Here is a 24,744-nt window from a genome sequence, read left to right on the forward strand (position 1 = left end):
ACCCGGGCGGCGGGCGTCGACACTCCGTCGGGAGCACGACCGAGAGCCGGCAGTGGTCCACTTCCAACAGCGTCCGTCGATGTCGGTGCGTTACGCGACCACGTCCGGTCCGACCCCGGGTGAACAACCGCGCCCAGAGCCTGGATCCGCCCCGGGCCCGCGAGAAACATGGGCAACCATCGATCGGCCGAACCGGCCGTCCAGCCCTCCCCGGGAGGAACGCGTGAGACTCACTCGACGTGGCGTGCTGTCCGCCGTCACCGCCGCCCTGGTCAGCGGCGCCGTCGCCGCGGCACCGGCGCACGCCGCCCCCGCACCCCTGTCCGCCGACCGGGCCGCCACCCTCACGGCCGCGCTCGGCGCCGACCGCACCGCCGGCTCCTACGTCGACGCCTCCGGGCGTACCGTCGTCGCCGTGACCGACGCGCGGGCCGCCGCCACGGTCCGGGCCGCCGGCGGGCAGGCCCGCCTGGTCACCCGCAGCACCGCCGCGCTGGAGCGCGCGCAGTCCCGGGTGGACCTCGGCGTCACCGGCACCGCGACGTACGTCGACCCGGTGACCAACCAGGTCGTGGTCGGCGTGGACAGCACGGTCAGCGCCGCCGACCGGGCCCGCATCGGGGCCGCCGTGGCCGCCTCCGGCGGCAGCGCGCGCACGACCGACCTGGCCGGGACGCTGAGCATGCGGATCTCCGGCGGGGACGCCATCTACGGCGGCGGCTACCGCTGCTCGCTCGGCTTCAACGTGCGCAGCGGCAGCACCTACTACTTCCTCACCGCCGGGCACTGCACCAACCTGTCGGCGAGCTGGTACGCCAACTCGGCGCTGAGCACCAAGCTCGGCGACCGGACCGGCAGCAGCTTCCCCGGCAACGACTACGGCATCGTCCGCTACACCAACACCTCGGTCGCCATCGACGGCTCGGTCGGCTCGCAGGACATCACCGCCGCCGGTGACGCGTACGTCGGCCAGGCCGTGACCCGCCGAGGCAGCACCACCGGCACCCGCACCGGCACGGTCACCGGCCTCAACGCCACCGTCCGGTACGCCGAGGGCACCGTGCGCGGCATGATCGCCACCAACGTGTGCGCCGAGGGCGGCGACAGTGGCGGCCCGCTCTACGCCGGCAGCACGGCGCTCGGCCTGACCTCCGGCGGAAGTGGCAACTGCCGCACCGGCGGCCAGACCTTCTTCCAGCCGGTCAAGGAGGCCCTGAGCAAGTACGGCGTCGCCGTCTTCTGACCCCCGCCCCACGTGGCTCCCCGGTGCGCGCACCGGGGAGCCACCTCACGTGGCGGACCGGCGCCGCTTGCGGCGTCGGCTGCGGGCCCGGTTGCCCAGCTGCGGCGGGCCGGCCGGGCCGCGCCGCTGCCGTTCCAGGTGCCGGCGGGCCCGCTTCGACAGGTACTCCTCCGGGTCGCCGGGACGGAACACCCCCCAGACGACCCACCCGGCCATACCCAGGAACGCGAGGCCGCCGCCGCCGGCGGTGAGCGGCACCAGGCTCGGGATCCAGGCCTCGTCGGAGTTCTGGTCGACCACTCGCGCCGGGACCGGGCCGACCGGGCGTTCCTCCAGGTACGGCTCAATCGTCACCTCGGCGATGCGGAACTCTCCGCCGTCGGCCACGAACTCCCCGGTGCAGGTCCACCCCTCGTTCTTCCCCTCGAACGGGACACACCGGGTGACCCGCACCTGGCCGGGCGACCCGGCGTACTCGGCGAGGGTGGCGGCCACGCCCTGCGCGAGGAGCAGCAGGCCGAGCACCCCGAGGAACGCGGCGAAGCCGCCGACGATGAGGAACTGCAGCCAATCGAGGCCACCGAGCCGCCGTTGTGCCGGTGTTTCCGCCAGGTCACGCCCCATGCCCGGCGATGGTACGAGTGCCGGTCCACGGTGCGCTTTCCCGTGGCGTACCGGCGGGGTGGCCGGGCCCGGCGCTAACCTCGCCGGGGAGGTGAGGCCGGGTGGTGCAGGTGGCGGTCTGCGGCCCGGCGTCGGCGACGCCGGCCGAGCTGGCCCACGCCCGTCGGGTGGGGGAGCTGCTCGCCGCGCGCGGCGCGACCGTCCTCTGCGGAGGTGGCGGTGGGGTGATGGCCGCGGTCGCCGCCGGCGCCCGGGACCAAGGCGGCCTGGTCATCGCGGTACGCCCCGACGACGGCACCGCCCCCGGCCCGGTCGCCGACGCCTCGGCGACGCTGCTGACCAACCTGGGACAGGCCCGCAACGCCGTCCTGGTGTGGAGCGCCGACGCGGTGATCGCGGTGGGCGGCTCCTGGGGCACCCTCAGCGAGGTGGCGCTGGCGATGCGCCGGGGCGGGGTGCCGGTGGTGGTGCTCGGCGGCTGGCGGGTGGTGGACGCCGCCGGCGCGCTGGTGTCCGGCCCGCGCCACGTCGACACGCCGGAGGAGGCGGTCGGTGTGGCGTTGGCGGACCGGCCGGGCGACGGCGAGTCCGGTCCGGCACGTCGGGCGTAGCCTCTTCCCATGATCAGGTGTCGTCGGTCCATGGTTCCCCGGCGGCCATGTCGGTGAGGCGAGTGGATCATGCGGTGGCTGTGGGCCACAGCGTAGAGGCCGCCGATTGGGCTGCCGAGGCCGACAGGCTGCTCGGTCGGATGGCCGGACGGTTCGCCCGGGTGGAGACCCGCCGCCGCGCGCGGGCGTTCGTGTTCGGCAGCACCGGGGGGCCACGTTGGTGCGCTCGCGCACCCCCTTGCGCCGCGCGTTGTCCCGGTGCGGGATCGTCAATCGGTCCGGGTGCGGAGGCTCCGCGCCAGGGCGGGGATCATCACCGTCGCAGGGACGAGGTGTAGCCCGAGGAGGGCGGTGGTGGTGGCGGTGTTCGCCCCGGAGATGAGGGGCGGGACCAACGAGATCGCGGTCAGCGACACTGCCGTCCACACGAATCGCTCGGCGGGGCGAGCGCTCCAACGAAGAAGAGCGACGGCGATGACGATGCCCACGGCCGAGAAGAAGCCGGTCACCACGGCGAACCCGGACAACGGGATCGTCTCGCCACCATCGGGGATCTCGAAGTCGACGCCAACGGCCTGGGCAAACGCAGCGGCGAGGGTGGTGGCCACCATCGCTGCGAGCGTGGCAATGAAGCCGGTGCCGGCGAGCCCGCGGAGTCGGTGGGTGGGGCTGGTCCGGCCCGATGCCGGGCCCACGACGACCCCGGTGTCTTTCATGCTGTTCATGTCGTTCCTCCATCATTCGGTAACTGGCCCACGGGGTGTGTTGACTGGCGTGTGACGGTCCTGGCCCTGGGCGTGACGACGCGCACCCTCGCCGTGCGACGGCCGGGGTTCCGCAGGGCGCGGGCGCCGGTGCCGCGGAGCCAGAACCCGGCGTCGCGTCCGAGGACCGGCCCGGGCTCGCCGTCGCGCAGCTCCAGCTGCACCCGCCCGCGGGTGACGATGCCGAACGCGTCGCACCACTCCGCCGCGACCACCGCGACACGCGCGCCACCGCGCAGCGTGAGCGTCCACACTGGGACTACTCCGTGCCGTCCGCCGGCAGGCGCTCCGGCAGCCCGAGCCGCGGGAACTGGTCGTTGTGGAACGTGACGATCTCGGTGATCGCCCCGCCGGTGACGCGCAGGACGTCGATGGTTAGCGGCAGGTACGCGTCCTCCTGCTCCCGCCAGAGGTAGAAGGCGACGGCGGGCTGCCGGTTCACGGAGGTCAGGACGCCGCGCAGGTGCTTCATGCCTTCGAAGCCGCTCTCGACCCAGTCGTTCACCACCGTGTCGCGGCCGATGCGCAGGCCTGGCGTGGGCGGCATCGAGCAGCGGACGTCGTCCCGCAGCATGGCGGCAAGCCCGTCGATGTCCTTGGCCACGCTCGCGTCGGTGAAGCGGCGCACCAGCTCGCGCGTCCCGGCGTCCTCCTCGCCGCCGGTCCAGTCCTGCCGCTCGGCGGGCAGGTGCTCCCGCATGCCGGCGCGGGCCCGCTGCAGCGCGCTGTTCACGGAGTTGACGGAGTCCCCGAGGAGCTCCGCGACGTCCTTCGCCGGCCAGCCGAGCACGTCCCGCAGGATCAGCACGGCCCGCGGGCGCGGTGCGAGGTGCTGGACTGCGACCAGGTACGCCAGCTCGATCGTCTCCCGCGCGACGGCGACGGTCTCCGGCTCGTCCGCGTCGCCCGCGGGCAGCTCGTCGAGCAGCCGGTCCGGGTAGGGCTGCAGCCACAGCACCTCGCCGCCGGTCGCGGGCTCCGGGCGGCGCTTGGCGAGCAGGTCCAGGCAGGCGTTGGTGGCGATCCGGTACAACCAGGCCCGGAACGTCGACCGCCCCTCGAAGGTCTCCCGCCGCCGCCAGGCACGGAGGAACGTCTCCTGCACGGTGTCCTCGGCGTCCTCGAACGACCCGAGCATCCGGTAGCAGTGCACGTGCAGCTCCCGCCGGTGCCGCTCTGCCAGCCCCGAGAACGCCGGCTCGTCGACCTCGCCCAGACCGCTCCCGCTCAGCCCGCTCCCGCTCAGCTCCTCCAGCCGCGTGTCCGCACTCATCACGTCATCCTTCCGTCTCGTCGTGTCCCGTCTTAGGTGTGACGGGTGCGGGCGCGACAACTCATCACTAGGGTCGGTCGGCATGGCTGAGCGGTTTTCCTCCTTGATAGGTCGGGTTTTTCGACGTGGTGGACCGGGCGAGCAGGGCCTGCCGGCCGGGGTCGAGTCGGCGCCAGCGGGATCGTCGCTGGTGGCGGTGGGTACGGATCAGGCCGGCGAGGTGGTTCAGCGATCGGGTGGACAGCGGGAGGGCATCTTCCTTGGTCGACTGCTTGTCTTACCGGGAGCCCCGCCTGGCCCGGCCACCGACCTTCACCACGCCACTGACCTGCACCATCAGGTTGGAAATGGCTTGATCTACGGCTGGAGTGCTACTCGGGGCGGGCGGGCCACTGGATACGGCTCACGCCCGATCGCGGCGGATGAGGATGCCGACCGCTCCAGCCGGGCGCTGATCTTGCAGACGACAACCTGCACGATGGCTCGGCGCATGAGGAAGACTGGCAGGCATGGCTGACTTGGGCGATGCGAAGGCTGCGCTGCACCACTACCTCGAGGCGACTCGCGAAGACCTGATCTGGAAGCTCGACGGGCTGAGCGAACGCGAAGCCAGACTGCCCCGCACCGCGACCGGCAACAACCTGCTGGGAGTCCTCAAGCATTGCCTCAATGTCGAAGCCGGCTACTTCGGGCCCACATTCGGGCGCGAATTCCCCACGCCTGAGGAACTGGTCCCCATGCAGGCGTTCGAGGAGGACCCGCAGGCAGACTGGTACGCGCGCGAGGACGAGACGAAGGATGGGCTGATCGACCTGTATCGCCGTGTCGGGGTGTTCGCGGACCAGACGATCGAACAGCTACCGCTCGACGCGCCGGGGCAGGTGCCGTGGTGGCGGCCAGGTGGACAGGACGTGACGCTGCAAAGGATCATCGTCCACGTGACCTGCGACCTCGCCCGTCACGCCGGTCACGCCGACATCATGCGCGAGCAGCACGATACGGCGATCGGCCTGCGGCGGGAGAACACCAACATCCCCGACGACTATGACTGGCCGGCGTACGTCACCAAGCTGACGAAGCTGGCTGACCGCTCCGGATAGCCGCCTGGTCCCGTCGGTACATTCGGTGAGTTCAGCATCCGCTCTTCGGCATGACCGCGCGATCAGCGGCAATAGCGGACGCAGTCGATCCGATCGCGGCGGGTGATCCTCAGCTGGATCGCCGGCTTGGCGTCCGCGGGCGCCGCCCATGTCAGGATCTCGCGTGTGCATACCCATGACTGGCTGAACACGGCGGATCGCTTCGCTCCCGGTCGTGAGCTGTTCCGGTCACACCGCATGTTCCGGTTGTGGGCGCAGACGGTCAGCCATGGCCAACTCCTGCTGCGCTCGCCGCGGTCGTCTGACCACCCAACCCGCATCGAGGTGCTGTTCAAGCCGGTGTCAGCGCAGAAGGTCCGCTGGAGCTACGACGGGTTGGTGATCCGCTGTCCCAGCAGCGAGGAGCGGGAACGCATTCAGCAGCAGACGCCCGGTGGCATGCTAGGCGTGGATGACCGGGTGTTCGCGCTGGAAACGGCGGACTCGCTGGACTGGGTCGTGGCGATGGCTGTCGGGTGGCACGAGGATGACGACCCCGGCGACATCAGCCGTTTCGTCTGGCTCGACCAAGGCCGCAAGCCGGTGGTGCAGCGGCCATTGGATGGAGCCGACGGCGGCCTCAATCGCGGCCTCGCCTCCTTGGAGGACGTCCTCGCCGCGGTGCGGGCGGGCCACCGGCCAACGGACATCGCAGACCCGCAGCACGCCTACCTGCACGTCGTCATGGTCAGGATCAGTTGGCCTGGTCAGAGTGGCACCGTTGCGCCGGTTGGGGCGTTCCTCACCCGGCAGGCCGCCGACGCCTACCTAGCATCGCGGCATCCAGTCGAGGGTGCCGAGTTCTACGTGGAGGCCGTGCCGCTCAGCTTCTAGCCCGGCTCGCAGCTTGATCTGTGATCCAGCGGCGGCTGCCTGGCGATCGAACGCTCAGCGGCAGAAAAGTGCGGGCTCAATCAGTCGGCAGGAGCGGGCGCATGAACGTTCGCTCGTACCGCACGACACAACCCGAGTCGTCGCGGATGCTGTCAGCCGCGACGAACTCCGGGTCATTGCCGAACCGTGCGCGGTAACGCTCGTAGGCTGCCAGGCTCTCGAAGCTGAACAGCGCCTCAGCCTGGTCGCTGGCTCCCTCGGCGGGTAGGAAGTAACCGTGGTGCACACCACCGTGCTTGGCCACTAGCCGCATCCACGCGCGGGCGAAGCGTTCAAACGCCTCGATCTGGGCGGGGTTGATGGTGTAGTGCACGACGCAGGTGATCATGGCGCCACCATACGGGCCGGTGCTCGCACGTTTCGGCACGACCACGCGGTCAGCGGCATGTGCGCGTGTCCCAAGGGGTTCCGCGACCGGCCTCTTCCGAGGTGGCGTAATCGGCTTGTGGGGAGTGTCGAGGGCTGCTTCGCTGTTGCCCGTGACCGACCTTCACACGCCGCGACTGCGCTTGCACGCCATCGACACAGCAGAGGGTGAACGCATCGTCGGGCGGTGCGCCGGAGCCGGGGATGCCTGGGCTGAGGATTTTCCTTTCGGCGGCGACGTCATCGGCGTCACGGCCTTTCTCACAGCTACGGCCGCCCACGGGGACCAGCGCCCTTTCGGGCACTACCGGATCACCCGGACCGCCGACGGGATGGCCATCGGTGGCATCGGTTTCAAGGGCCAGCCGGACGACGGATGTGTCGAGGTCGGTTACGGCCTTTCCCCGTCAGCCCGTGGTCACGGCTATGCAGCGGAGGCGCTCGTCGCCCTGCTGAACGTCGCGGCCGATCACGGATTGTCCCGAGTTGTCGCCGACACCACCGGGGACAACGTCGCTTCCCAACGGACCCTCGAACGTGCCGGGTTCCGCCGAGTAGGCACCAACGATGACCTTTACCTATACGAGGTACTCCTCGATGCCCCTTCGCGACCGGCTCAGACGCAGTAGCCCGCTCGCCTGTTGGGGCAGCCCGTCGAGCCTGGCCACGGTAGCCCCAGAAAGGCGGACACCGCGCCCGGAGCGGCGGATGAGGGCGCCGGACCAGGATCCTTGACCGACGACGGATCATCGACTTCATGGCAGGACCGGCTCCGTCGCTAGCGAGCGTCTTACTGATCGAAGTACTTCCCGACCGCTGTCTGACCGCTGTACGAGACCTCTACAGGACGGCTGACGACCTCGACAGGCACCGTCCACCCACCGATCGCGGCGGATGGCACTGGTACCCGGCGACCGCCGTACCGCCGACCGAACACGACCGCGGCATCAGCCATCTGCTCCTCGACACGACCGTCACTGTCTACAACGCAGGCGTCGACTGGCTCGAGCTGACACTCGACATCGCCTGGAGCCCTGCGTCAAACCTCGTCGTGAACGCGGCAGTTGAGGTTGCGTGCTGGTGCGCCCAAGACCACAACATGCACCCGGTCCGCGAAGTCCGGTGGGAGGTAGCAACCGCAGGCGAGCTGGTCGAGGCTTTCGCCGCCGCCGCGGCGACGGTGAAGGGCTGGCTGAACACCGGCCCGCACGATCCCTCCACCTGGCGACGCCAGGCCGGGTTGCCTGACGCGCCAATCAGCTGACACTCTCACCACCAGCGGCCGACACTCGGCACTCACATCGAAACCGGCCCGGTACGCCTCAGGCGACGTGGCGGCCGCCTCACGCGACCGCCGCGGGCGCAGTCCCAGTCGAGGATTGGCATGATCGCTGTGGTGTCGCGTCGAGCGTGACTCGCGGCAGATCCGGATGCCCAGCAGTTCAGTGCCGCTCGGAAATCTGTGCTTGGCAAGGCAGACGGGCCTTCTCGGTGAGTGGTCGGTCAAGGCAGAATCTCGACGTACCCGTCGCTTCCGTGCACGCGGATCCGCTGCCCATCGGAAATCAGCCGGGTGGCATCTTGCACACCGACGACAGCCGGCAGGCCGTACTCCCGTGCGATCACTGCGCCGTGTGTCATCAATCCTCCGACCTCCGTCACCAGGCCTGTGATGGCGACGAAGAGGGGCGTCCAGCTCGGGTCCGTGTGGGCCGTGACGAGGATGTCACCCGGTTCGAGATCAGCCTGGGCCATGTCCAGGATGACGCGGGCGCGCCCTTCGATGGTCCCGGCGGAGACCGGTAGGCCGATCAGGGCGCCGGTCGGCACGTCGTAGCGTCGGTACGCCCCGGCGATGGCCTCGCCATCGGATGTCAGCACCCGGGGCGGCGTGAGCGCGTGGTACGACCGGAACGCGTCCTTGCGCTGCTGGATGAGCTGGTCGTCCACCTGGTTCGAGCGCGCGACGTCGTGGAGCTCCTGGAACGTGAGGTAGAAGATGTCCTCCTTCTCGGCGAGCACGTCGGCCTGCACGAGGCGCTCGGCCTCTTCCAGCAGGGCCTGCTTGTAGACGAAGTAGCGGCTGACGATGCCGTACTTCGGGTACTCCCGGTAGCCGATGAAGGTCCGGACCCGGTCGATCATCCGCTTGGCCTCGTCGGCTTTCTGCTCCCCGTCCGGCAGGGATCGCAGGCGCTCCAGCAGGTCCTCTTGCTTCTTCTGCGCCTCCTGTCGCCCTTGCTCGAAGCGCCGCTCGGCGGCGCCCGGCTCGAAGAGCTTGATGTTGTCGAGGATCAGGGGCACGAGCGTCGTGGGGCGTTCGCTCCAGCGCGGCCTCGTGATGTCGATCTCGCCGGCGCAACGCATGCCGTACCGGTCGAGGTAGGCCTCGATGGCGTCGCGCGCTTCGGTCCCGCCCGCGAGCTTCGGCAGCTCGTCCAGGAAGCCGTCGTCCTCGACGCCCCGCAGGAACGTCACCACCTCCGGGTGCGGGCGGATCACGTCCGCGACGTCGAGCAGCGCCAGTCCCATCTCTGACGTGACGTTGCCGGGGGCGGACAGCGTGAGCGTGTCGGCCGCGTTCTTCTCGCCCAGCCACTCCTGCAGCTGGTCGTTGAGCCACCAGGTGGCCTCCATCCCCGCCATGATCGCTTGCATGCTCAATGGTTCACTGAGGACTCGCTTCTGCTCCTGGAAGGCCTCCAGCAGGAAGTCGAACAGCGCCGGTCCGGTCAACGTCGCGATGTCGCGCCGCAGGGCGGCGATGGAGGCCTGGCTGCGCTCGATCAGCTCGGTGACGATGGCCGGATCGGTCTCGATCGGGGCGGACGCGCCGCTGGCCGGCGGCCCGCCGGGACCAGCCTCCGGGAGCGTCGGGACGAAGTCGCCGCGGTCGAGGACGGTCTCCAGCGCGTCCCTGATCAGCGGATCGCCCTTCCCCACCACCTCCAGGAGGCCGGCGCGGCTCGCGGGCGAGGCCAGGCGCGGGGTGACGTCGACGAACAGCCTCCCGCCGGCCTCGTGCATCGGCGCCATGGCCGTCAGCTGCCACATGGAGACGCCCAGTGGCTTCATGGGGTCGGTCATCATCTGCTGATGACCAACGGAGACGTAGACGTGGTTCTCCCGGTCGTGGGCCGCGGGGATGGGGAACAGCGTGGTGATCGGCCGGCTCTGCACGAACTGGAAGTCATCGTCGACCAGGCACCATTCGATGTCCTGCGGGCGGCCGAAATGCGCTTCGATCCGCCGCCCGAGCTGCACGAGCCGCACGACCTGCGCATCCGTCAGCGCCGGCTGCCCCTGCCGCTGCGGGTCGATCGCCACTTCCTGCGTCCCGCCCGCCGGCAGGGCGTGCACGGCACGCCGTTTGGTGGCGACCGCCTCGGCGACGACCTCGCCGTCGCGCACCGTGAAGACGTCCGGGTTCACCAGGCCGGAAACCAGGGCCTCGCCGAGGCCGAAGCTGGCATCCACGGTGGCGACCTTCCGGTTGCCCGTGACGGGGTCGGCCGTGAACAGGATGCCGGCCGCATCCGGGAAGACCATCTGCTGCACGACCACGGCCATGTGGACCGCACGGTGGTCGATGCCGTTCCGCAGGCGGTAGGTCACGGCCCGCTCGGTGAACAGCGACGCCCAGCACCGGCTGACGTGCTGGAGGATCGCCGCCGGCCCCACGACGTTCAGGTACGTGTCCTGCTGGCCGGCGAAGGATGCCGTCGGCAGGTCCTCTGCCGTCGCGCTGGATCGCACGGCGTAGGCGGCTTGCTCGCCGAGCTGGGCGAGCGCGCGGGTGATCGCCGCTGCCAGATCGCCCGGGATGGCAATCCCTTCGATGGTCCGGCGGATCTCCGCGCTGAGCGTGCGGATCGCCTCCCGGTCATCCGGGTTCAGGCGCGACAGCTGATCGAGCCGATCGTCGATCGACGGCGCTTCCGCCGTGATCCGCCGGAAGCCGGCCGTCGTCACGCAGAACCCAGCCGGCACGCGGATGCCTTCGATCCGCGACAGCCCGCCCAGGTGCGCGGCCTTGCCGCCAACGACCGCGACCTGCGTCTCGTCAACCTCTTGAAGATCCAACACGTACTGCTGGGTCATTGCGATACCTCCGCGGCAGCCCTGCTCGGTTGCACTGCACTGGCCGATCGAATCACCGGCGCCGCGAGCTGTGTCGAACCTCTTGTTGTGCGTTCCCCGTACATCGACAACACACCCACGTCGTGCCCCCCATTTCGTCGTCGGTGCTGCGTCCGGCCGCCGATTCTGCGGCAAGACCCGGGTCTTGCCGCAAGCCCCGCTGTGCGCTATACGTTAGAAGTGGCAAGGAGTGACATCTGCTTGCCTTTGCTTTTGTCGTCCGCCGCGGGCTGAGATCCTTCGACCGCCTGGAGCGTGCCGGGTACCTCCGGCGGATGCCGGACCCCCACGACCGCCGCAGCGCCCTGGCACTCTCAGACGCCGGTGGCCACGGCCGCGTCGCCCCGGGTGGGCTCGGCCAGCGCGATCGTCGGTCAGCTCATCATCGCCGCGGCCGAGGTGATCCGGCCGAGCAACCGGGACCTCGGCGAGGTGCTGGTTCAGCGTCTCCAGTCTCCTTGCTCACCCCAGCGCCGTTCCGAGCGACCCGGCAATGGCAAGGATCACCGATCCCACCTGACCGCACACCGCTCCTCGGCATGAGCGGATTTCTGATCATCCGGTTGGCACGAGGGAGTTCGGTGAAGCGCTGGGCAGGCTGCCCCAGCCGCATCGCAAGGTGCGGAAGCCTCGCGATCCGTCCGGGGTGGGGCCGAATGCGGGTGCGCCGGCGAACAGGAGAAAATGGACGAATGAGGGAGCGGACCGGCCTGACCCAGGTGGAGTACTTCGTACTGCACGAGTCCGACGGCGACGCGCCCCTGCCCGAGATCGCCGACGCCTGGCTCGACAACGGGGCGAGGTCCCCGACCGTCGAGGAGGCCGTGCCGGCGCTCGCCGGGGCGCTGGTGAGCCTGACCGCCGACGGTCTGGTGGAGGTGCGGCGGTTCACCAGCTGGCCGGCACCCTGGAACGGCGGCGCGACGGTCGAGGGTGAGCACCTGCGCGCCGAGGTGGGCGGCGTCGACCCCTGGCTGCCAGGCCCCGCCCGGATCGGTCTGCTGGTCGCCCGCGTCACCGAGGAGGGCGGGGCGTACCTCTGACTCGCTCAGGCGTTCCACCTGTTCGACGAGCCGGGCCACGGCGCGGAGGTCTACTCGCTGATGCGGGACAGCGACCTGCGGCCCGGCGAGTACCTGACCCGGTTCTTCGACACCGGCGACGAGCGCCAGCCGGTGGGCTGACTCAGCCCACGACGGCCCGGAGCAGGGCGATGTCGTGCTGGTCGACGGCGCGCGGCGGGTAGCCCTCCCGGAAGCGCAGCTGCTGGGCCACCGACAGGCAGGGCACCGGCCGCCCGCCGATGGTGCCCTCGACGAAGCCGTCCGCGGCGTAGCCGAAGCTGGCGCCGTCCAGCCCTTCCTGGACCCCGCTGCCGTCCGGTTGGAACGCCACCGGGTGCAGGTCGACCCGCCGGCCGTCCGGCGCGGTCAGCTCGGCGCGGACCGGCAGCCAGTCGACGGTCACGGCGAAGCCGAGCCGGTGCAGCAGGGCGAGGACCTCCGCCTGCTGGGCGGCGTCGACGGCGAGGTCGAGATCGCCGTGCGGTCGGGTCTGCCGGCCGACCACCGCGTCGACCGCCCAGCCGCCGGCCACCCAGGCCCGCAGCCCGTGCGCGGCGAACTCGGTCAGCAGAGCGGTCACCTCGTCTGCGTCCACCCGGCCAGCCTGCCAGACGGTGCCGACGCGCCCTGGCAGGGTGCGTCCGTGGCGGACCGGCCGCAGGTGGCGAGGCTGCACCACCGCCGCAGGCCGCTCTCGTCGAGGAACAGCCACCCGCACCGCTCGTCCGGGCACGCCCGCACGGTGAGCCGGCGCGGGTCGGCCAGCAGCTCGGCGGCGCTCCAGGCGACCGCGTGCACGGGCAGCCGCAGCCCGGCGGTCAGGTCCGGCCACCACCGGCCGCGACCGTCGGCGTCGCGCCGGAAGACCAGCGTCTTCGCGGCCTCCTCGGCGTACCGGGCGACGGCGTCGAAGGCGCGCCGGTCCTCGGGGTCGGTCAGGCAGGCGTACAGCCGGGCGCGCAGCGCGCGGGCCTCGTCGAGGGCGGCGTTCGCCCCGACCGGATTCCGGCGGGCCAGGTCGAGCAGGCGGCCCACGCTCACCTCGTCGGCCAGCCCCACGTGGCCGGTCCAGACCGCCAGGGTGCGGTAGCCGCGCAGCCACTCCGCGCCCGGCATCGGCGGCTGATGGCCCCAGCCGGCGAAGGTGTTGCAGAACTCCAGCGCCGGATGGCCGCCGACGCTCCACGGCAGGGACACGCCGCGGACCCGCACCTCGTACACCGGTCGGCCGGTCCGCTCCAGGCGGTGGTCGGCGCGCAGGATCCGCCGGTGCACCTCCCGCAGCCGGTCGCCCGGCTCGACCCCCAGGTAGTCCACCAGCGTGCGGCGGGTTCGCCGGTACAGCCGCAGCGCGTCGGCCTGCCGGTCGCCCCGGTACAGAGCGGTCATCAGGGTGGCGACCAGGTGCTCCCGGGTCGGGTGCCGGCCGACCACCGGGGTCAGCTCGGTCACCACCCGGGTGTGCTGGCCCAGCGCGAGCCGCGCCTCCGCGCGCAGCTCGACGCCGGTGAGCCGGCGCTCCTCCAGCGGCCCGTCGAGCCGTTCCCGCAGCACGTCGTCGGCGGTGCCGGCGAGCAGGGGGCTGCGCCGCAGCGCCAGCGCCCGGTCCAGCAGCCGGACCCGCTCGGCCGGCTCGGTGGTGGCGGCCGCCCGGTCCACCAGTTGGACGAACTCCACCGCGTCCACCCGGTGCCCGTCCGGCTCCACCAGGTAGCCGTCGCCCCGGGTGGTGATCCGGACCTGGTACGGACCCAGCGACGCCCGCAACCGTCCGATGTAGGTGTGCACGGCGCCCCGGGCCGACGCCGGCGGGTCGCCGTTCCACAGCAGGTCGATGAGCCGATCCGTGCTGACCAGGTGGCCGACGTCCAGCAGCAGCACCGCGAGGATGCACCGCTCCTGCCGCCGACTGCCCAGCTCGACCGGCTCCCCGTCCTGCCGCGCCTCGAACGCCCCGAGCAGAAGAAACTCCATACCCGTCCTGACCCCCTGACCCCCCACCCCGGTTGTCACCGCGGGGGAGAGGGGTGGTCAGGGGGTGGTGAGGGGAGGGGGTGAGGGTGGGGGCGTTCTGACACCGATGGAGGAGCAGAGATGCGCAGGAGAACGAGTGTCGCCGTGGTGGCGGCCATGGTCGCGGTGGTCGCGGCCGGGGCGAGCCCGGCGTCCGCGGAGAGCACCGGGGGTACGCGCGGCTGGGTGCCCGCCCCGCAGGGAGCCTTCGACCAGCCGGCCGGGGCCCGGTGCGACTTCGCCATCCACAGCGAGCCGGTCCGCGACGAGGTGCGCAAGCTGGTGCTGGACACCAACCCGGACGGCTCGCCCCGCCGCGAGCTGTACGCGGGGGACCTGATCGTCGAGGTGACCAACACCGACAGCGGGGCGAGCACCCAGGTGGACGCCAGCGGCACCGCCCTGATCGAGTACCACCCGGACGGGTCGCAGACCTGGTACGCCAACGGCCCGGCGCTCTTCGGCTTCCGGCAGGACGGCGGCACGCTGCCGCGCGGCTACTGGCTCGTCGACGGGGTGTACCGCATGGAGTTCAGCCCCACGTTCTACAAGACCCTCACCATGGTCCACGGCACGACGCACAACGTCTGCGACGACCTGGACTGACCGCCTCCCGCCGCGGCCCCGGGCGGCCTGGACCGCCCGGGGCCGCCGCTCAGACGCTCTCCTGCGAGATCTCGAAACCGGTCGGCGGCGAGTCGGTGAAGCGGCCCCAGACCGGGTGGGCCGAGATCCGGGCGAACCAGTCGTCGAACGGCTCCGGCCCGCCCCGGAACCACCAGTCCTCGTGGTGCCCGGTCCACTCCGGGTCCGGCCCGAACCGGTATTCGGCGCGCAGCTGGACGTACCCCTCGTGGTCGCCGCCGGCATCGACCACCTCGAACTGGCGCACGACGCTCAGGACGAACGCGGCGTCGCCGGTCGCGCCGATCGTCGCGTACTGGAACAGCAGGCCGTCCTGGTCGGGCAGCTCGGTCGACACCTCGAACTCGACGGCGGCGAAGCGCCGCACGGCGTCCAGCAGCCGGGCCGGCGGCGGGACGGTGGAGTCTGGCGCGGCGAAGCCGCCGAGGTCGCGGAAGGCGGCCTCGGCGGCTTCGATCGGCAGTCGTCGGGTCATGCCGTCATCCTGCCCGCCCGGACCCGGCGGCGCGGGCCCGGGCATCGGCGGGTCGGCCTACGGCCACGGCCCCGCCGCCAACTGCTTACCGATGTACGCCAGCACGTTGCGTGCCTCGGCCGCGGTCTTCGTCTGCAGGATCAACCGGTTGACCTCGGCGTAGTAGGCCGGACTGTGGGTGGTGGAGTGCACGGCCGCGCCGAGCGGGTTGGCCGAGCTGACGAACCGGGGCAGGTAGACGCCGTTCGCCGCCTCGTTGATGCCCACCCCGAGGCTGGTCAGGTGCGCCCGGGCCGGTGCCGCCGCCTTGGCGCCGCTGGCCACGATGTGGTGCGCGGCCGTCTCCGCCGGCCGGACCACGTTCGCCGCCGACATGCTCTGCGCCAGGGCCTTCGCGTTCACCGAACACGGACCCGAGTTGTGCACGAGCACCGCGTCGGCCGCCCGGCCGTCGCCGGTCACCACGTAGAAGGTGTGGATGCCCGCGACGGTCAGGTTGTACACCCGGTCGACCCGGGTGTAGTGCGCGACCCCGTCCACCATGGCGGTGCGGCCGTCGGCCAGCCGGACGACGTCCCCGAGCGCGAGATCACCGGCGTCGACCCAGGCCCCGGCCCCCACCACCCAGAACGGGTGCTTGTCGGTGGCGGTGATGACCTCACCGTTGACCTCGACGTCGACCAGGTGCTTCACGCCCTGACCGATGATCAGGTGAGTGACCTCGCGGGGTCCGCGCTCACCGGTCTCCGGGTCCTCGGCGAGGACCAGGTCGCCGGTGCGGACGTCCTCGATCGGCTTGGTGCTGCCGTCGGCCATCACCACCCGGGTGCCGGCGGCGAAGCTGTTGCCGACACAGGGGATCTTGGCGGCCGTCTCGACCACCTTCTCCGCGGTGCTGGGCACCGCGCGGGCCGCGACGTCGTCCGCGGCGGCCGCCGCCACCTTCGGCGCCGCGGTGGCCGCTCCCTTGATCGCCGAGGTGGCCATGCTCGCGCCGGCGCTGCCGACGATCGAGATGCCGGCGTCGATCAGTTCCGCGTTGGACTTGCTGACCCCGGCCGCCTGGAGGCCCTGGCTGGTGAAGGAGCTGGTCTCCTCGCCGCTGAACAACTGCCGGGCGCCGCTGATGGCGACGTCGACACCGTGCACCGCCACCGCACCACCGGCGACCGCGCCCACACCCGTCCAGCTCGTCGCGGCCCCGAGTGCCACGCCCGCGGCGGCCTCGGCGACACCGCCGACGAGTTTCACCCCGCCGAGCACCCTGTTCCAGGGGAATCTGCCGTCGGGATCACCCAGGCGTATCGGGTTGTTGTAGGCGTACGTGTAGAGCGCCAGGTTCATCGACGCGTACACGCCGCCGTTCGGGGTGCCCTCCAGGTAGTTCTCCAGCACCGGGTCGGGCGTCTGCCAGACCTGGGTCCGCGGGTCGTAGTAGCGGGCGCCGTAGTAGTAGAGGTTGGTCTCCTGGTCGTACTCCTTGCCGGTGTACTGGTGCGGCACCGGCTGCGAGGAGTGCTCGCTGACCCAGGTCTCGCCACCGGGGAAGTACTGCAGGTGCTCGCTCATGCCGCCCTGGTCGTCGGTGACGAACCCGGTCGACCCGAGGTGGTCGCTGTGCGAGTAGTACTGCCGGTCCTCGCGGCGGAAGTCCGGCTCGACCAGCTTGGTGATCAGCTTGTCCTGGCCGATGTAGACGTGCTTGAACTTCTGGTTGCCCCGCGTGGAGTAGTTCTGGTTCGGGTAGATGTGGAACTGCGCCCCGTCCTTGACCACCCGGCTGCCCTGGTCGTCGTAGTAGTAGCGGGCGCTGTTCGGGGTGCCGCCGGCGTTGTCGCAGGACGCCGGGGTCTGCGGCAGCGTCTTGCTCTGCACGTTCTCGTGGCTGCAGGCGAGGCGGTTCTCCTCGTCCCAGATCATCTGCCGGCGCGGCCGGGGCTGCTGCTCCCGGCTGATCTGGTTGCCGTTCTCGTCGTACTGGAAGGTGTAGATGCCGATGCTGGTCGGTGCGTGCGGCTTCGCGCTGCCGTAGGCGTACCCGTAGTTGTAGCTGAGCTTGCCCTCGACGATCGTGTTGCCGTTGCTGACCAGCTCGTGGGTCTGGCTCTTGCTGGTGATGTTGTGCAGGCTGTCGTACTTCAGGTCGACCCGGTAGCGGTCGGTCTGCGGGGTACGCGGCTGGTAGCTGCCCTCCGCGTGGGTGAGCTGGTAGAGGTCGTCGTAGGTGTAGCTCTGCTTGCTGGGACCACCGACCTGCATGCCGACTTCGGGGCCGCTGGGGGCCACGGTGTCGTTGGCGATGGACATGATGTTGCCGACGTTGTCGTAGCTGTAGTCCAGGTTGTGGAACACGTAGCCGTTGGAGAGCTTCGCCTGGATGTTGCTCAGCCGCCGGTCCTCGGTGTTGTACGAGTAGCGGGTGCGGGTGCCGTTGCCGGTGTCCAGCAGGATCCGCTGTTCGAACTTGTCGTAGTCCAGCCGCTTCAGGTAGTCGTAGCTGAACTCGCCCTTGACGCCCCGGGCCGAGTCGACCTGGCCGCCGCTGTTGTAGTGGTAGGAGAGCTTCTCCCCGTCCGGCCAGGTCATCGAGAGCATCCGGTTGAACGAGTCGTACCGGTACTCGGTGGTGAAGGTCTGGATGTGGCTGCCCTGGGCGGGGGTGGTGCGGGTCTCCTTGATCAGTTCGCCGAGCGGGCCGTACCGGCGGTTGACCTTGCCGGCGCCGTCGACCACGTCGGTGATCCGGTTGGCCGCGTTCTCCGGCGCGCCCGGAGCCCCGTAGGTGTAGCTGACGTTGTTCGCCGGGAAGACCGGGTACCGGATCGCCTTGAGCCGGGTGTAGTCGTAGTCGTACTCGATCGCCTTCGACACCGCCGCCAGCTTGCTGGTGACCTTGCGGACCAGGTTGTTGGCCAGGTCGAAGGTGGAGGTGACGGTGCCCGAGTCGGGGCTGGTCAGCGACGTCCGCCGGCCGAAGTTGTCGTACGTCGAGCGGGTGACGTTGCCCTTGTCGTCGATCGCCGCGACCAGCTCACCGATCGGGTTGTAGCGGTAGCTGGTCCAGATGACCGGCTGGCCGCCGGCCGGGTTGAACTCCTTGACCGCCGTGGTGATCTGCCGGGCGTCGGTGTAGGTGCGCTTGGACTTGCCGTTGGCGTCGGTGACCACCGTCTCGAACTGGGTCACCCCGTCCCGGTCCGGGCCGAAGCCGTACTCCATCGTGGTGGCGGTGCCGTCCGGGAAGGTGGTGCGGGTGGTCCGGTCCAGCACGTCGTAGCGCACCTCGGTCGGGGTGACCGGGTCGTACGCCGGGTTGAAGGTGAGGTTGCCGGCGCCCTTGGGCTCGGTCACCGGGTACCAGCTCTTCACCGCCCGGCCCAGGAAGTCGTACGTGACCCGCCCGGAGACCACCATCACGTCCTGGGGCGTGCCGTCCGGGGTGGCCGGCACGGCGGCGTCCTTCTTGGTCTGGGTGGTGCGGTTCAGGCCGTCGACGAAGGTGATCGTGTCGATGGTGTCGTCGCGGACACCGCCGTCGGCCTCGCGGTCCACGTGCCGGGTGACCGCGTACGGGTACGCCGCCTCGGGGTGGTACTCGAAGTCGATGGTGAACCGGTTCTCCGGGATCTCGTACGGCCCGGAGACCTGGTCGAGCCGCCCGACCGCGTCGTAGGTGTTGCGGATCTGCTGGTTGTTGAAGTCGGTGGTGGTCTCCACCAGGCCGAACTTCAGGTTGTGGGTGGCCGTCGACCGGTAGCCGAAGCTGTCGCTGATCGACTCGACGTGGGTGTTGACCACGTCGTCGTAGGTGTAGTCCAGCCGGTACCGCTGGCCGGCCTTGTTGGCCGGGCCGGTCACCGACTTCAGGTTGCCGTCGCCGAAGTAATCCAGGTCGGTGGTGGCCGTGGTGCCGTCGGCGAGGGCGGCCCGCACCTGGGTGAGGTCGCCGGTGGTGCAGTTGATCGTCGACTCGCGGTGCCGCATCAGCGTGCCGTCGCCGCGTACGTCGATCTGCTTCGGCATGCCGACCAGGTACGCCGCCTGGCAGGCCGGGTCCTGGGAGGTGTAGACGATCCGCGCGTCGAGGTCGTCGCCGGGACCCGCCTCGGCGGCGTCGAACTGCCGGGTCAGGTTGCCGACGTCGTCGTACTCCCGGGTGACGTAGGTGGTCTTGCCCGGGCTGGCCGCGCCCTCGTAGTACTTCACGTCGGTGCGGGAGTTCTGCGGGAACACCGTCGCGGTGGTGCTGGCCAGGTCGGCTGGGGAACCCGGCGACGAGACGTTGCGGGCGGTGTAGGTCTGCACCGTCTCCTGGAACGGCTTGCCGGCGCCGTCGGCGGTCAGCTCCTTCTCCAACAGCCCCTTGGTGTAGAAGCTGTCGGTGCGGAAGGTGCGGGTGACGCTGCGGCCCACGGCGTCGCCGTTGGCGTCGTCGCGGTGCTTCTCCACCACCGTGCCGTAGCCGCGGAACTCCCGCTCCCGCCGGTCGTAGACGCCGCCGTCGTAGTCGTAGGTGACCAGCTGCACGTCCTGTCCGTCACCGGGCCGGCCGTCGTTCACCGAGACCTTCGCCAGCACCCAGCGCGACTGCGGCTGGCCGTAGGTGTTGCCGTCGCGGGTGTAGTCGAACTCCATCCGGCCGCCCAACGGACGGTCGACGGAGGCCAGCAGGTTGGTCCGGCCGGTCCGGTTCTCGGCCACCACGAGCTGGTTGTCCCGGGTGGAGGAGAGGTGGTCGGCGTACCCGTCGCCGTTGATGTCCCGCAGCGCCTGCTCGGTACGGCTGGCGCCGGTGGCGATGTCCGCCCCCGGGTTGATCACGACGCAGACCACGGTGAAGCAGATGCCGAAGGTGAAGTAGACGCCGCCGCCCAGCTTGGCGTTGCGGTCGCCGTTGACGTCGGTGAGGCTGCCGTGGAACGGCACCGGCGGCTCGAACCCGTTGCCGGTGTTGAAGCCGACCCGGATCGGGCTGCCGGAGAGGACCTGGTCCAGCAGGCCGTCGCCGTTCATGTCGGCGAGCGTCCCGGCCGAGGAGGACCGGCCCTGGCTGAACGAGGCGCCACCGGCGAAGCCGTAGAAGTCGGTGTTGAAGCCGATGTTCAGCCCGGCGTTGGTGCCGCTGCCCTTGTTCAGGCCGGCGGGGTTGCGCCACTGCTCGGCGGCGGCGAAGGCGTAGCCGAGGTTGAGCGCGACCTTGCCGTTCTCGTACACCCGGTCGGGCAGGCTGTCGCCGTTGACGTCGAGCAGGTCGAACGCCCCGTCGGAGCGGGTGCCGCCGAAGCTGCCGCCGACGCCCAGCGGCGGCATGTCGTTGCCGGACTGGGCGCTGGTGGCCGCGGAGGTGCCGGGCGGGCTGTCGTACCCGCGGCCGGTGGAGATGGTCCGGGCCGCGCTGCCGGCGCTGGCGTTGCCGGAGACGTTGGTGCTGCGCCGCACCGCTCCGTCGGGCAGCGTGCCCCGGGTGTCGCCGAGCGCGCCGTCCGGGTCGGTGTACTGCACCGCGCCGGCCCCGACCACGTCGGGGAACTGGTCGCCGTTGAGGTCGAGGAAGTCGACCTGCCCGGTGCTGTCGCCGGTGGCCAGGCTGCCACCGATCGACCCGATGCCGCCGCCGACGCTGCCGGTCAGCGAGACCTGCTGCGACCGGGACAGCCGGGGCACCGCGGTCGCCCCGGCGAAGTCCTGCGGCCGGGGCAGGTTGATCGAGTCCACGCCCAGCCGGGAGCTGCTGACGCTGCTCCGGGCGATCCAGGAGTGCTCACCGGCGCCCCACCGGCCGTCCTGCGGCGACGGGGTGAACGGCGTGACCTTCGGCGGGTCGACCCGGGGGTCGGCGGCGAAGTCGTCCTTCTGCGCCTGCGGGTCGACGCTGTCCGGCAGCTGGTCGCCGTAGTGCTCGTCGACCACCAGGTCGTCCTGGTTGATCGGCTGGGTCGCCCGGTCCTTGTTGCCGTTGTAGCCGACCGCGCCCCAACCCCGGTACGGCTGCGGGAACGCGCCCTCCTCGGCGGCGCTGTGGAAGGCGCTCGGCGCGCTCGACCCGTCCACGGTGACCGACTGGCCGGTGAGGAACGCGCGCAGCTTCGGGTCGGTGGTGCTGAAGTCGAACCACAGCTCGTCACCGGTGTCGGCGGTGATGTCGAAGGCCCCCGGCGAGGTCAGCACCCCGTTGGTGACCTGGAAGTACCGCTTGGCCACCAGCTCGCCGCGGCGCTTGACGGTGAACGCTACCCGGGCGGTGGGGTGCTCGGCGCCGAAGGCGAAGCTCACCGTCGGCTCCACGCTCAGCGTCCCGCCGCTGGTGACGGTGTACGCCGACTGCGGCGCGGTCAGCCCGTCGACCGGGTACAGGTCGAGGGTGTACGGCGGGTGCACGTCGATGAAGGGCTTGCCGTTGGCGTCGGTGAGCCGGTCGACCCCCGGCGCGGCGGTGTAGTAGGCCCGCGGCGTCCAGGTCAGCTTCTCCACGTCGACCGGGGAGTCGACCCGGATCCGCCACTGCAGCGTCTGGCCCTGCTGGACGTCCAGGTCCAGGTTCACCGGCACGCTGCCGGTGGTGCCGGCGGCCAGCGTCTGCTCCAGCACCGGCGTGCCGTTGCGGGTGATCAGCACGGTCACGTCGTCGGAGGTGGCGCCGGCCTTCACCAGGTCGCCGGAGAGGTGCATGGTGCCGGTGAGCGGCACCTTCACCGTGGCGGCCCGGCCGCCCAGGGTGAAGTCGCGCGAGGCCTGGAAGCGGTACGACGGCAGCCCGTTGACGTCCAGCGGGTCGCCCACGCCGACGTAGCTGACCTTCGGGTCCCAGGTCACCTCGTCCAGTCCGCCGTCGGCGGCCGAGCCGACCCGGAAGTAGAGCCGGTCGCCGCGCGACACGGTGACCGCGTCCACGCCGGTCGGCGTCTTCGCGGCGTCGTCGTCGGCCTCGATCCGCGCCGACCAGAGTTCGGTGCCCTCCTTCTGCACGGCGACCCGGACCCCGTCGGCGGTACGCGACTCGGCGCGCGCGGCGGCGGTGCCGGGGGCGAGCTGCACCGCGCCCTCGACCTTGACCGTGCCGTCGTACGGCGCCACCCAGCGGCGGACGCTGTCCAGCAGCGGGAACGAGTCGGTCAGCCGGTCCCGGTCGGCGTTGAACGAGTCGAACAGGCCGGTCGCGTCGACCTCGCCCTGGCCGATCGGGACGGGGGTGTCGCCGCTGACCCCGTAGACCGGGACACCGTTGGCGCCCACCCGGCCGAACAGCACGCTGGCGCCGTTGACCAGGTCCTGGATGCCGTCGCCGTTGACGTCGCTGAAGTACTGCTCGGTGGTGGCGAACGAGTTGACGTAGTCGAGCTGGGCGGCGGCCGCGCCCAGGTAGCCCTCGACGCCCAGGGTCAGGGTGTTGCTGGACTCGCCCATGATCCCGGGCAGGTTCAGCGGCTGCGCCTGGGCGGCGAACGTCGCCTCACCGGTCGGGCCGGAGAGGTTCTTGCGGTACTTCACCGACCCGCCGTCGCGGAAGACCTTGTCGGGCAGCGAGTCGCCGTCGACGTCCACCAGCGCCAGCAGCCCCTTGTCGCTGCCGTGGCTGAAGCCGACCTTCACGCCGACCGAGCCGGACTTGCTCGGCGAGCTGCCCACGCCGACGTACAGGTGGCCGCCGCCGCTGGTGTTGGTGTTGGCGTTCAGCGCGCTGGCGTTGCCGGCCTGCTCCGGGGTGAGGTTCAGCGCCGCGCTGCTGAGCCCGTCGCCGGGCGAGGTCCACGGCTGCGCCCGGAACGCCTGGTACTGACCGGCGGAGTCGCGGATGTCGTCGTGGTAGCTGAACCGGTGCCGGTTGAACTCGTGGCCGTCGGCGTCGTACTGGATCACCGCGTCGAGCAGCGTCTTGGCGAACGCGCCCCGCTTGTAGGTGAACTCGTAACGGCGGATCAGGCTGTCGTCGAGGGTGACCTTCACCTCGCGGAGCAGGTCCGCGGTGACCCGCTTGAAGCCGCCCCGGGCGTCGATGGAGGTGTCGACGCGCAGCGCCTCGCCGCGCTCGCGGTCCCGGTCGAAGCTGACCGCGTACCGGCCCTCGCTGGTGCCCTGGCCGGTGTAGGTGATCTTGTCGACGTAGAGGTTACGACCGGGCACGCTGCCGCCGGCCAGACCGGTGTCGTCCACCTTGGCGTAGTGGTAGCGCATGAAGTTGCCGCGCGGGTCGCGCACCTCGCGGACCGACCAGAGGAAGACGTTGCCCGCGTCGTCGGCCAGGCTGGCGTCGGTGGCCGGCCCGTCGGCACCCGCCACCGCGCCGTAGTGCCAGTGGATGCCGTTCTTGTCGGTGACCTCCCAGGTGTAGTTCTTCGGGTTCGTGCCGTGCCGCACGATCCGCGCGAAGCTGCCCTCGATCCGGGTGTGGAAGACCTTCTCGGCGCTGCGGGCCACCGGCGCGCCCCGGTGCGCCACGGGGGTGAGCTGTTCGCCGTTGAGCAGGTACGTCTCGGTCTCGGTCGCGCCGGCGTACCGGGGCACGCCCCACCGGGTGTCCACCGAGATGCTGGGCACCGAGAGGTCCCAGCCGACGCCGGTCCAGCCGTTGCCGGAGGAGGAGCTGTAGGAGAGCCCGAGCTGCGGGGTCAGGCCCTGCCGGCCCGGCGGCACCTGGATCGGGTACGCCAGGTGGTTCTCGCCCTGGTTGTTCGCCGACGGCGGGGCGATCAGGTTGATCCCGGAGCCGGGGTCGGCGGCCTGGATGCCCTTGATCTGGTTGGGGTTGAACTGCACGCCCTCCGGGTGCTCCGGCACCGTCACCGTCGCGTTGATCATGTCGGTGAAGTGGTCGGTCAGCGAGGTGACGGTGTGGTTGACCTCGTCCACCGACACCCGCTCCAGGACCTGCCAGCAGGTCTGCACGTCGTCGAAGAAGTACGTGTAGATGTCCTGCGCGGTGAACTCGTCGGTGAGCAGCGCCGGGTCGTACGGCAGGGTGACCTGGATCGAGGCGGCGAACTGCTGCGGATGCGGGGTGAACCGGTAGCCACCCCCCTTCGTCTTGCCCGTCACGTTGGTCATGCCGCTGTCCAGCTTCGGGGTCAGCCCCTTCGGCAGGACGGTGACGCCGATCCCGGTCGGCAGTCGGACCGCCTTCGGCCCGATGGCCAGCTTCGCCCCGCCGTACGAGACGGTGGCGGCGATCCCGGGCGCGACCACCTGCTGGTAGTCCGGCAGGGTCGCCGCCACGTTGGTCATCGCCGCGGTTCCGGCGCTCTCGCCGCAGGCCGGGCCGGGCGTGGTCGCCGACTGGGTGCTGGTGCGGTCCGGTCTCTGGCGCGCCACCGAGGCGGACAGTCCGGAGGTGACGAGGGCGAGCACCGCGAGGACGGCCAGCAGCCTGGTCCATCGGCTCGTCAGAGCGTGGAGGCGGAACCCGGGGAGGGGAGGATGCCACATGGTCGAGACCCCTTCGGCGGCACACGTGGGACGAGGGCTCACGCAGTATCGACAGGTCTCAGCGCCGGGCGAC

18 protein-coding genes and 1 pseudogene are annotated in these 24,744 nt (G+C 70.9%); 9 read left to right on the forward strand and 10 right to left on the reverse strand.

What is annotated here, in order from left to right; translation table 11 throughout:
* The first annotated feature begins 223 nt into the window (after nt 1-223).
* Complete coding sequence (locus FHX75_RS02415; protein WP_246157547.1) at nt 224-1,243, forward strand: S1 family peptidase; 1,020 nt, start codon at nt 224-226, stop codon at nt 1,241-1,243.
* A gap of 45 nt (nt 1,244-1,288) precedes the next feature.
* On the opposite strand, the gene FHX75_RS30540 is transcribed toward FHX75_RS02415, so the two are convergent.
* Nucleotides 1,289-1,867, reverse strand: coding sequence for a hypothetical protein (locus FHX75_RS30540; protein WP_170285274.1), 579 nt, complete (start codon nt 1,865-1,867; stop codon nt 1,289-1,291).
* Nucleotides 1,868-1,968: 101 nt separating this feature from the next.
* On the opposite strand from FHX75_RS30540, the gene FHX75_RS02420 reads away from it, so the two are divergent.
* Nucleotides 1,969-2,478 carry an SLOG cluster 4 domain-containing protein gene (locus FHX75_RS02420; RefSeq protein ID WP_246157549.1) on the forward strand — a complete coding sequence of 170 codons (510 nt, stop codon included), beginning with the start codon at nt 1,969-1,971 and terminating at the stop codon, nt 2,476-2,478.
* Nucleotides 2,479-2,747: 269 nt separating this feature from the next.
* Here the strand turns inward: FHX75_RS02420 and FHX75_RS31385 are convergent, their stop codons facing one another.
* The 3 genes and pseudogenes from FHX75_RS31385 to FHX75_RS02435 form a co-directional block, all read right to left on the reverse strand.
* Nucleotides 2,748-3,203 carry a DUF6069 family protein gene (locus FHX75_RS31385; protein WP_246157550.1) on the reverse strand — a complete coding sequence of 152 codons (456 nt, stop codon included), beginning with the start codon at nt 3,201-3,203 and terminating at the stop codon, nt 2,748-2,750.
* A gap of 298 nt (nt 3,204-3,501) precedes the next feature.
* Complete coding sequence (locus tag FHX75_RS02430) at nt 3,502-4,515, reverse strand: RNA polymerase subunit sigma-70 (RefSeq protein ID WP_154936449.1); 1,014 nt, start codon at nt 4,513-4,515, stop codon at nt 3,502-3,504.
* Nucleotides 4,516-4,621: 106 nt separating this feature from the next.
* Nucleotides 4,622-4,759, reverse strand: a pseudogene (locus FHX75_RS02435) (IS5/IS1182 family transposase); the annotation flags it as partial.
* Nucleotides 4,760-5,024: 265 nt separating this feature from the next.
* Here FHX75_RS02435 and FHX75_RS02440 point away from each other — a divergent pair.
* Entirely contained in the window at nt 5,025-5,615 is a 591-nt protein-coding gene (locus FHX75_RS02440; protein ID WP_154936450.1) for a DinB family protein, read from the forward strand.
* A 102-nt stretch (nt 5,616-5,717) separates the two neighbouring features.
* Nucleotides 5,718-6,488 carry a hypothetical protein gene (locus tag FHX75_RS02445; RefSeq protein ID WP_154936451.1) on the forward strand — a complete coding sequence of 257 codons (771 nt, stop codon included), beginning with the start codon at nt 5,718-5,720 and terminating at the stop codon, nt 6,486-6,488.
* A 76-nt stretch (nt 6,489-6,564) separates the two neighbouring features.
* On the opposite strand, the gene FHX75_RS02450 is transcribed toward FHX75_RS02445, so the two are convergent.
* Complete coding sequence (locus FHX75_RS02450) at nt 6,565-6,876, reverse strand: NIPSNAP family protein (protein ID WP_154936452.1); 312 nt, start codon at nt 6,874-6,876, stop codon at nt 6,565-6,567.
* 151 nt (nt 6,877-7,027) lie between these two features.
* On the opposite strand from FHX75_RS02450, the gene FHX75_RS02455 reads away from it, so the two are divergent.
* Both FHX75_RS02455 and FHX75_RS02460 read left to right on the forward strand, forming a co-directional pair.
* Nucleotides 7,028-7,543, forward strand: a complete 516-nt coding sequence (locus FHX75_RS02455; RefSeq protein ID WP_211364299.1) for a GNAT family N-acetyltransferase — start codon at nt 7,028-7,030, stop codon at nt 7,541-7,543.
* Between the two features lie 128 nt (nt 7,544-7,671).
* Nucleotides 7,672-8,178 (forward strand): hypothetical protein, encoded by a 507-nt coding sequence (locus tag FHX75_RS02460; protein WP_154936454.1) that lies wholly within the window; start codon nt 7,672-7,674, stop codon nt 8,176-8,178.
* 239 nt (nt 8,179-8,417) lie between these two features.
* On the opposite strand, the gene rph is transcribed toward FHX75_RS02460, so the two are convergent.
* The gene (rph, locus tag FHX75_RS02465; RefSeq protein ID WP_154936455.1) at nt 8,418-11,015 is read right to left on the reverse strand and encodes a rifamycin-inactivating phosphotransferase; all 2,598 of its coding nucleotides are present in this window, start codon (nt 11,013-11,015) and stop codon (nt 8,418-8,420) included.
* A 363-nt stretch (nt 11,016-11,378) separates the two neighbouring features.
* Between rph and FHX75_RS02470 the strand changes: the two genes are divergently transcribed.
* Both FHX75_RS02470 and FHX75_RS02475 read left to right on the forward strand, forming a co-directional pair.
* Nucleotides 11,379-11,597: a hypothetical protein gene (locus tag FHX75_RS02470; RefSeq protein WP_154936456.1), complete on the forward strand. Its 219-nt coding sequence runs from the start codon at nt 11,379-11,381 to the stop codon at nt 11,595-11,597.
* 149 nt (nt 11,598-11,746) lie between these two features.
* A complete protein-coding gene (locus FHX75_RS02475) occupies nt 11,747-12,097 on the forward strand; it encodes a hypothetical protein (RefSeq protein WP_154936457.1) in 351 nt (116 codons plus the stop codon).
* A gap of 142 nt (nt 12,098-12,239) precedes the next feature.
* Here the strand turns inward: FHX75_RS02475 and FHX75_RS02480 are convergent, their stop codons facing one another.
* Both FHX75_RS02480 and FHX75_RS31900 read right to left on the reverse strand, forming a co-directional pair.
* Complete coding sequence (locus FHX75_RS02480; RefSeq protein ID WP_154936458.1) at nt 12,240-12,713, reverse strand: nucleotidyltransferase domain-containing protein; 474 nt, start codon at nt 12,711-12,713, stop codon at nt 12,240-12,242.
* A complete protein-coding gene (locus FHX75_RS31900; protein ID WP_154936459.1) occupies nt 12,695-14,092 on the reverse strand; it encodes an AfsR/SARP family transcriptional regulator in 1,398 nt (465 codons plus the stop codon). The genes FHX75_RS02480 and FHX75_RS31900 overlap by 19 nt, the downstream gene beginning before the upstream one ends.
* 120 nt (nt 14,093-14,212) lie before the next feature.
* Between FHX75_RS31900 and FHX75_RS02490 the strand changes: the two genes are divergently transcribed.
* Nucleotides 14,213-14,737 carry a hypothetical protein gene (locus tag FHX75_RS02490; protein ID WP_154936460.1) on the forward strand — a complete coding sequence of 175 codons (525 nt, stop codon included), beginning with the start codon at nt 14,213-14,215 and terminating at the stop codon, nt 14,735-14,737.
* Nucleotides 14,738-14,786: 49 nt separating this feature from the next.
* Here FHX75_RS02490 and FHX75_RS02495 read toward each other — a convergent pair whose 3' ends face one another.
* Both FHX75_RS02495 and FHX75_RS02500 read right to left on the reverse strand, forming a co-directional pair.
* A complete protein-coding gene (locus tag FHX75_RS02495) occupies nt 14,787-15,251 on the reverse strand; it encodes a hypothetical protein (RefSeq protein ID WP_154936461.1) in 465 nt (154 codons plus the stop codon).
* A 57-nt stretch (nt 15,252-15,308) separates the two neighbouring features.
* Complete coding sequence (locus FHX75_RS02500; protein ID WP_154936462.1) at nt 15,309-24,671, reverse strand: SpvB/TcaC N-terminal domain-containing protein; 9,363 nt, start codon at nt 24,669-24,671, stop codon at nt 15,309-15,311.
* Between the last annotated feature and the right edge of the window lie 73 nt (nt 24,672-24,744).

This window comes from Micromonospora palomenae (assembly GCF_007829925.1).
GTDB classification, from domain to species: domain Bacteria; phylum Actinomycetota; class Actinomycetes; order Mycobacteriales; family Micromonosporaceae; genus Micromonospora; species Micromonospora purpureochromogenes.

Excerpts from the sequence above, each read along its gene's own strand:
- FHX75_RS30540 (WP_170285274.1), bottom strand. The coding sequence starts at position 1,867 with ATGGGGCGTGACCTGGCGGAAACACCGGCACAACGGCGGCTCGGTGGC.
- FHX75_RS31385 (WP_246157550.1), bottom strand. The coding sequence starts at position 3,203 with ATGAACAGCATGAAAGACACCGGGGTCGTCGTGGGCCCGGCATCGGGC.
- FHX75_RS02430 (WP_154936449.1), bottom strand. The coding sequence starts at position 4,515 with ATGAGTGCGGACACGCGGCTGGAGGAGCTGAGCGGGAGCGGGCTGAGC.
- FHX75_RS02440 (WP_154936450.1), top strand. The coding sequence starts at position 5,025 with ATGGCTGACTTGGGCGATGCGAAGGCTGCGCTGCACCACTACCTCGAG.
- FHX75_RS02450 (WP_154936452.1), bottom strand. The coding sequence starts at position 6,876 with ATGATCACCTGCGTCGTGCACTACACCATCAACCCCGCCCAGATCGAG.
- FHX75_RS02460 (WP_154936454.1), top strand. The coding sequence starts at position 7,672 with ATGGCAGGACCGGCTCCGTCGCTAGCGAGCGTCTTACTGATCGAAGTA.
- rph (WP_154936455.1), bottom strand. The coding sequence starts at position 11,015 with ATGACCCAGCAGTACGTGTTGGATCTTCAAGAGGTTGACGAGACGCAG.
- FHX75_RS02475 (WP_154936457.1), top strand. The coding sequence starts at position 11,747 with ATGAGGGAGCGGACCGGCCTGACCCAGGTGGAGTACTTCGTACTGCAC.
- FHX75_RS31900 (WP_154936459.1), bottom strand. The coding sequence starts at position 14,092 with ATGGAGTTTCTTCTGCTCGGGGCGTTCGAGGCGCGGCAGGACGGGGAG.
- FHX75_RS02490 (WP_154936460.1), top strand. The coding sequence starts at position 14,213 with ATGCGCAGGAGAACGAGTGTCGCCGTGGTGGCGGCCATGGTCGCGGTG.
- FHX75_RS02495 (WP_154936461.1), bottom strand. The coding sequence starts at position 15,251 with ATGACCCGACGACTGCCGATCGAAGCCGCCGAGGCCGCCTTCCGCGAC.
- FHX75_RS02500 (WP_154936462.1), bottom strand. The coding sequence starts at position 24,671 with ATGTGGCATCCTCCCCTCCCCGGGTTCCGCCTCCACGCTCTGACGAGC.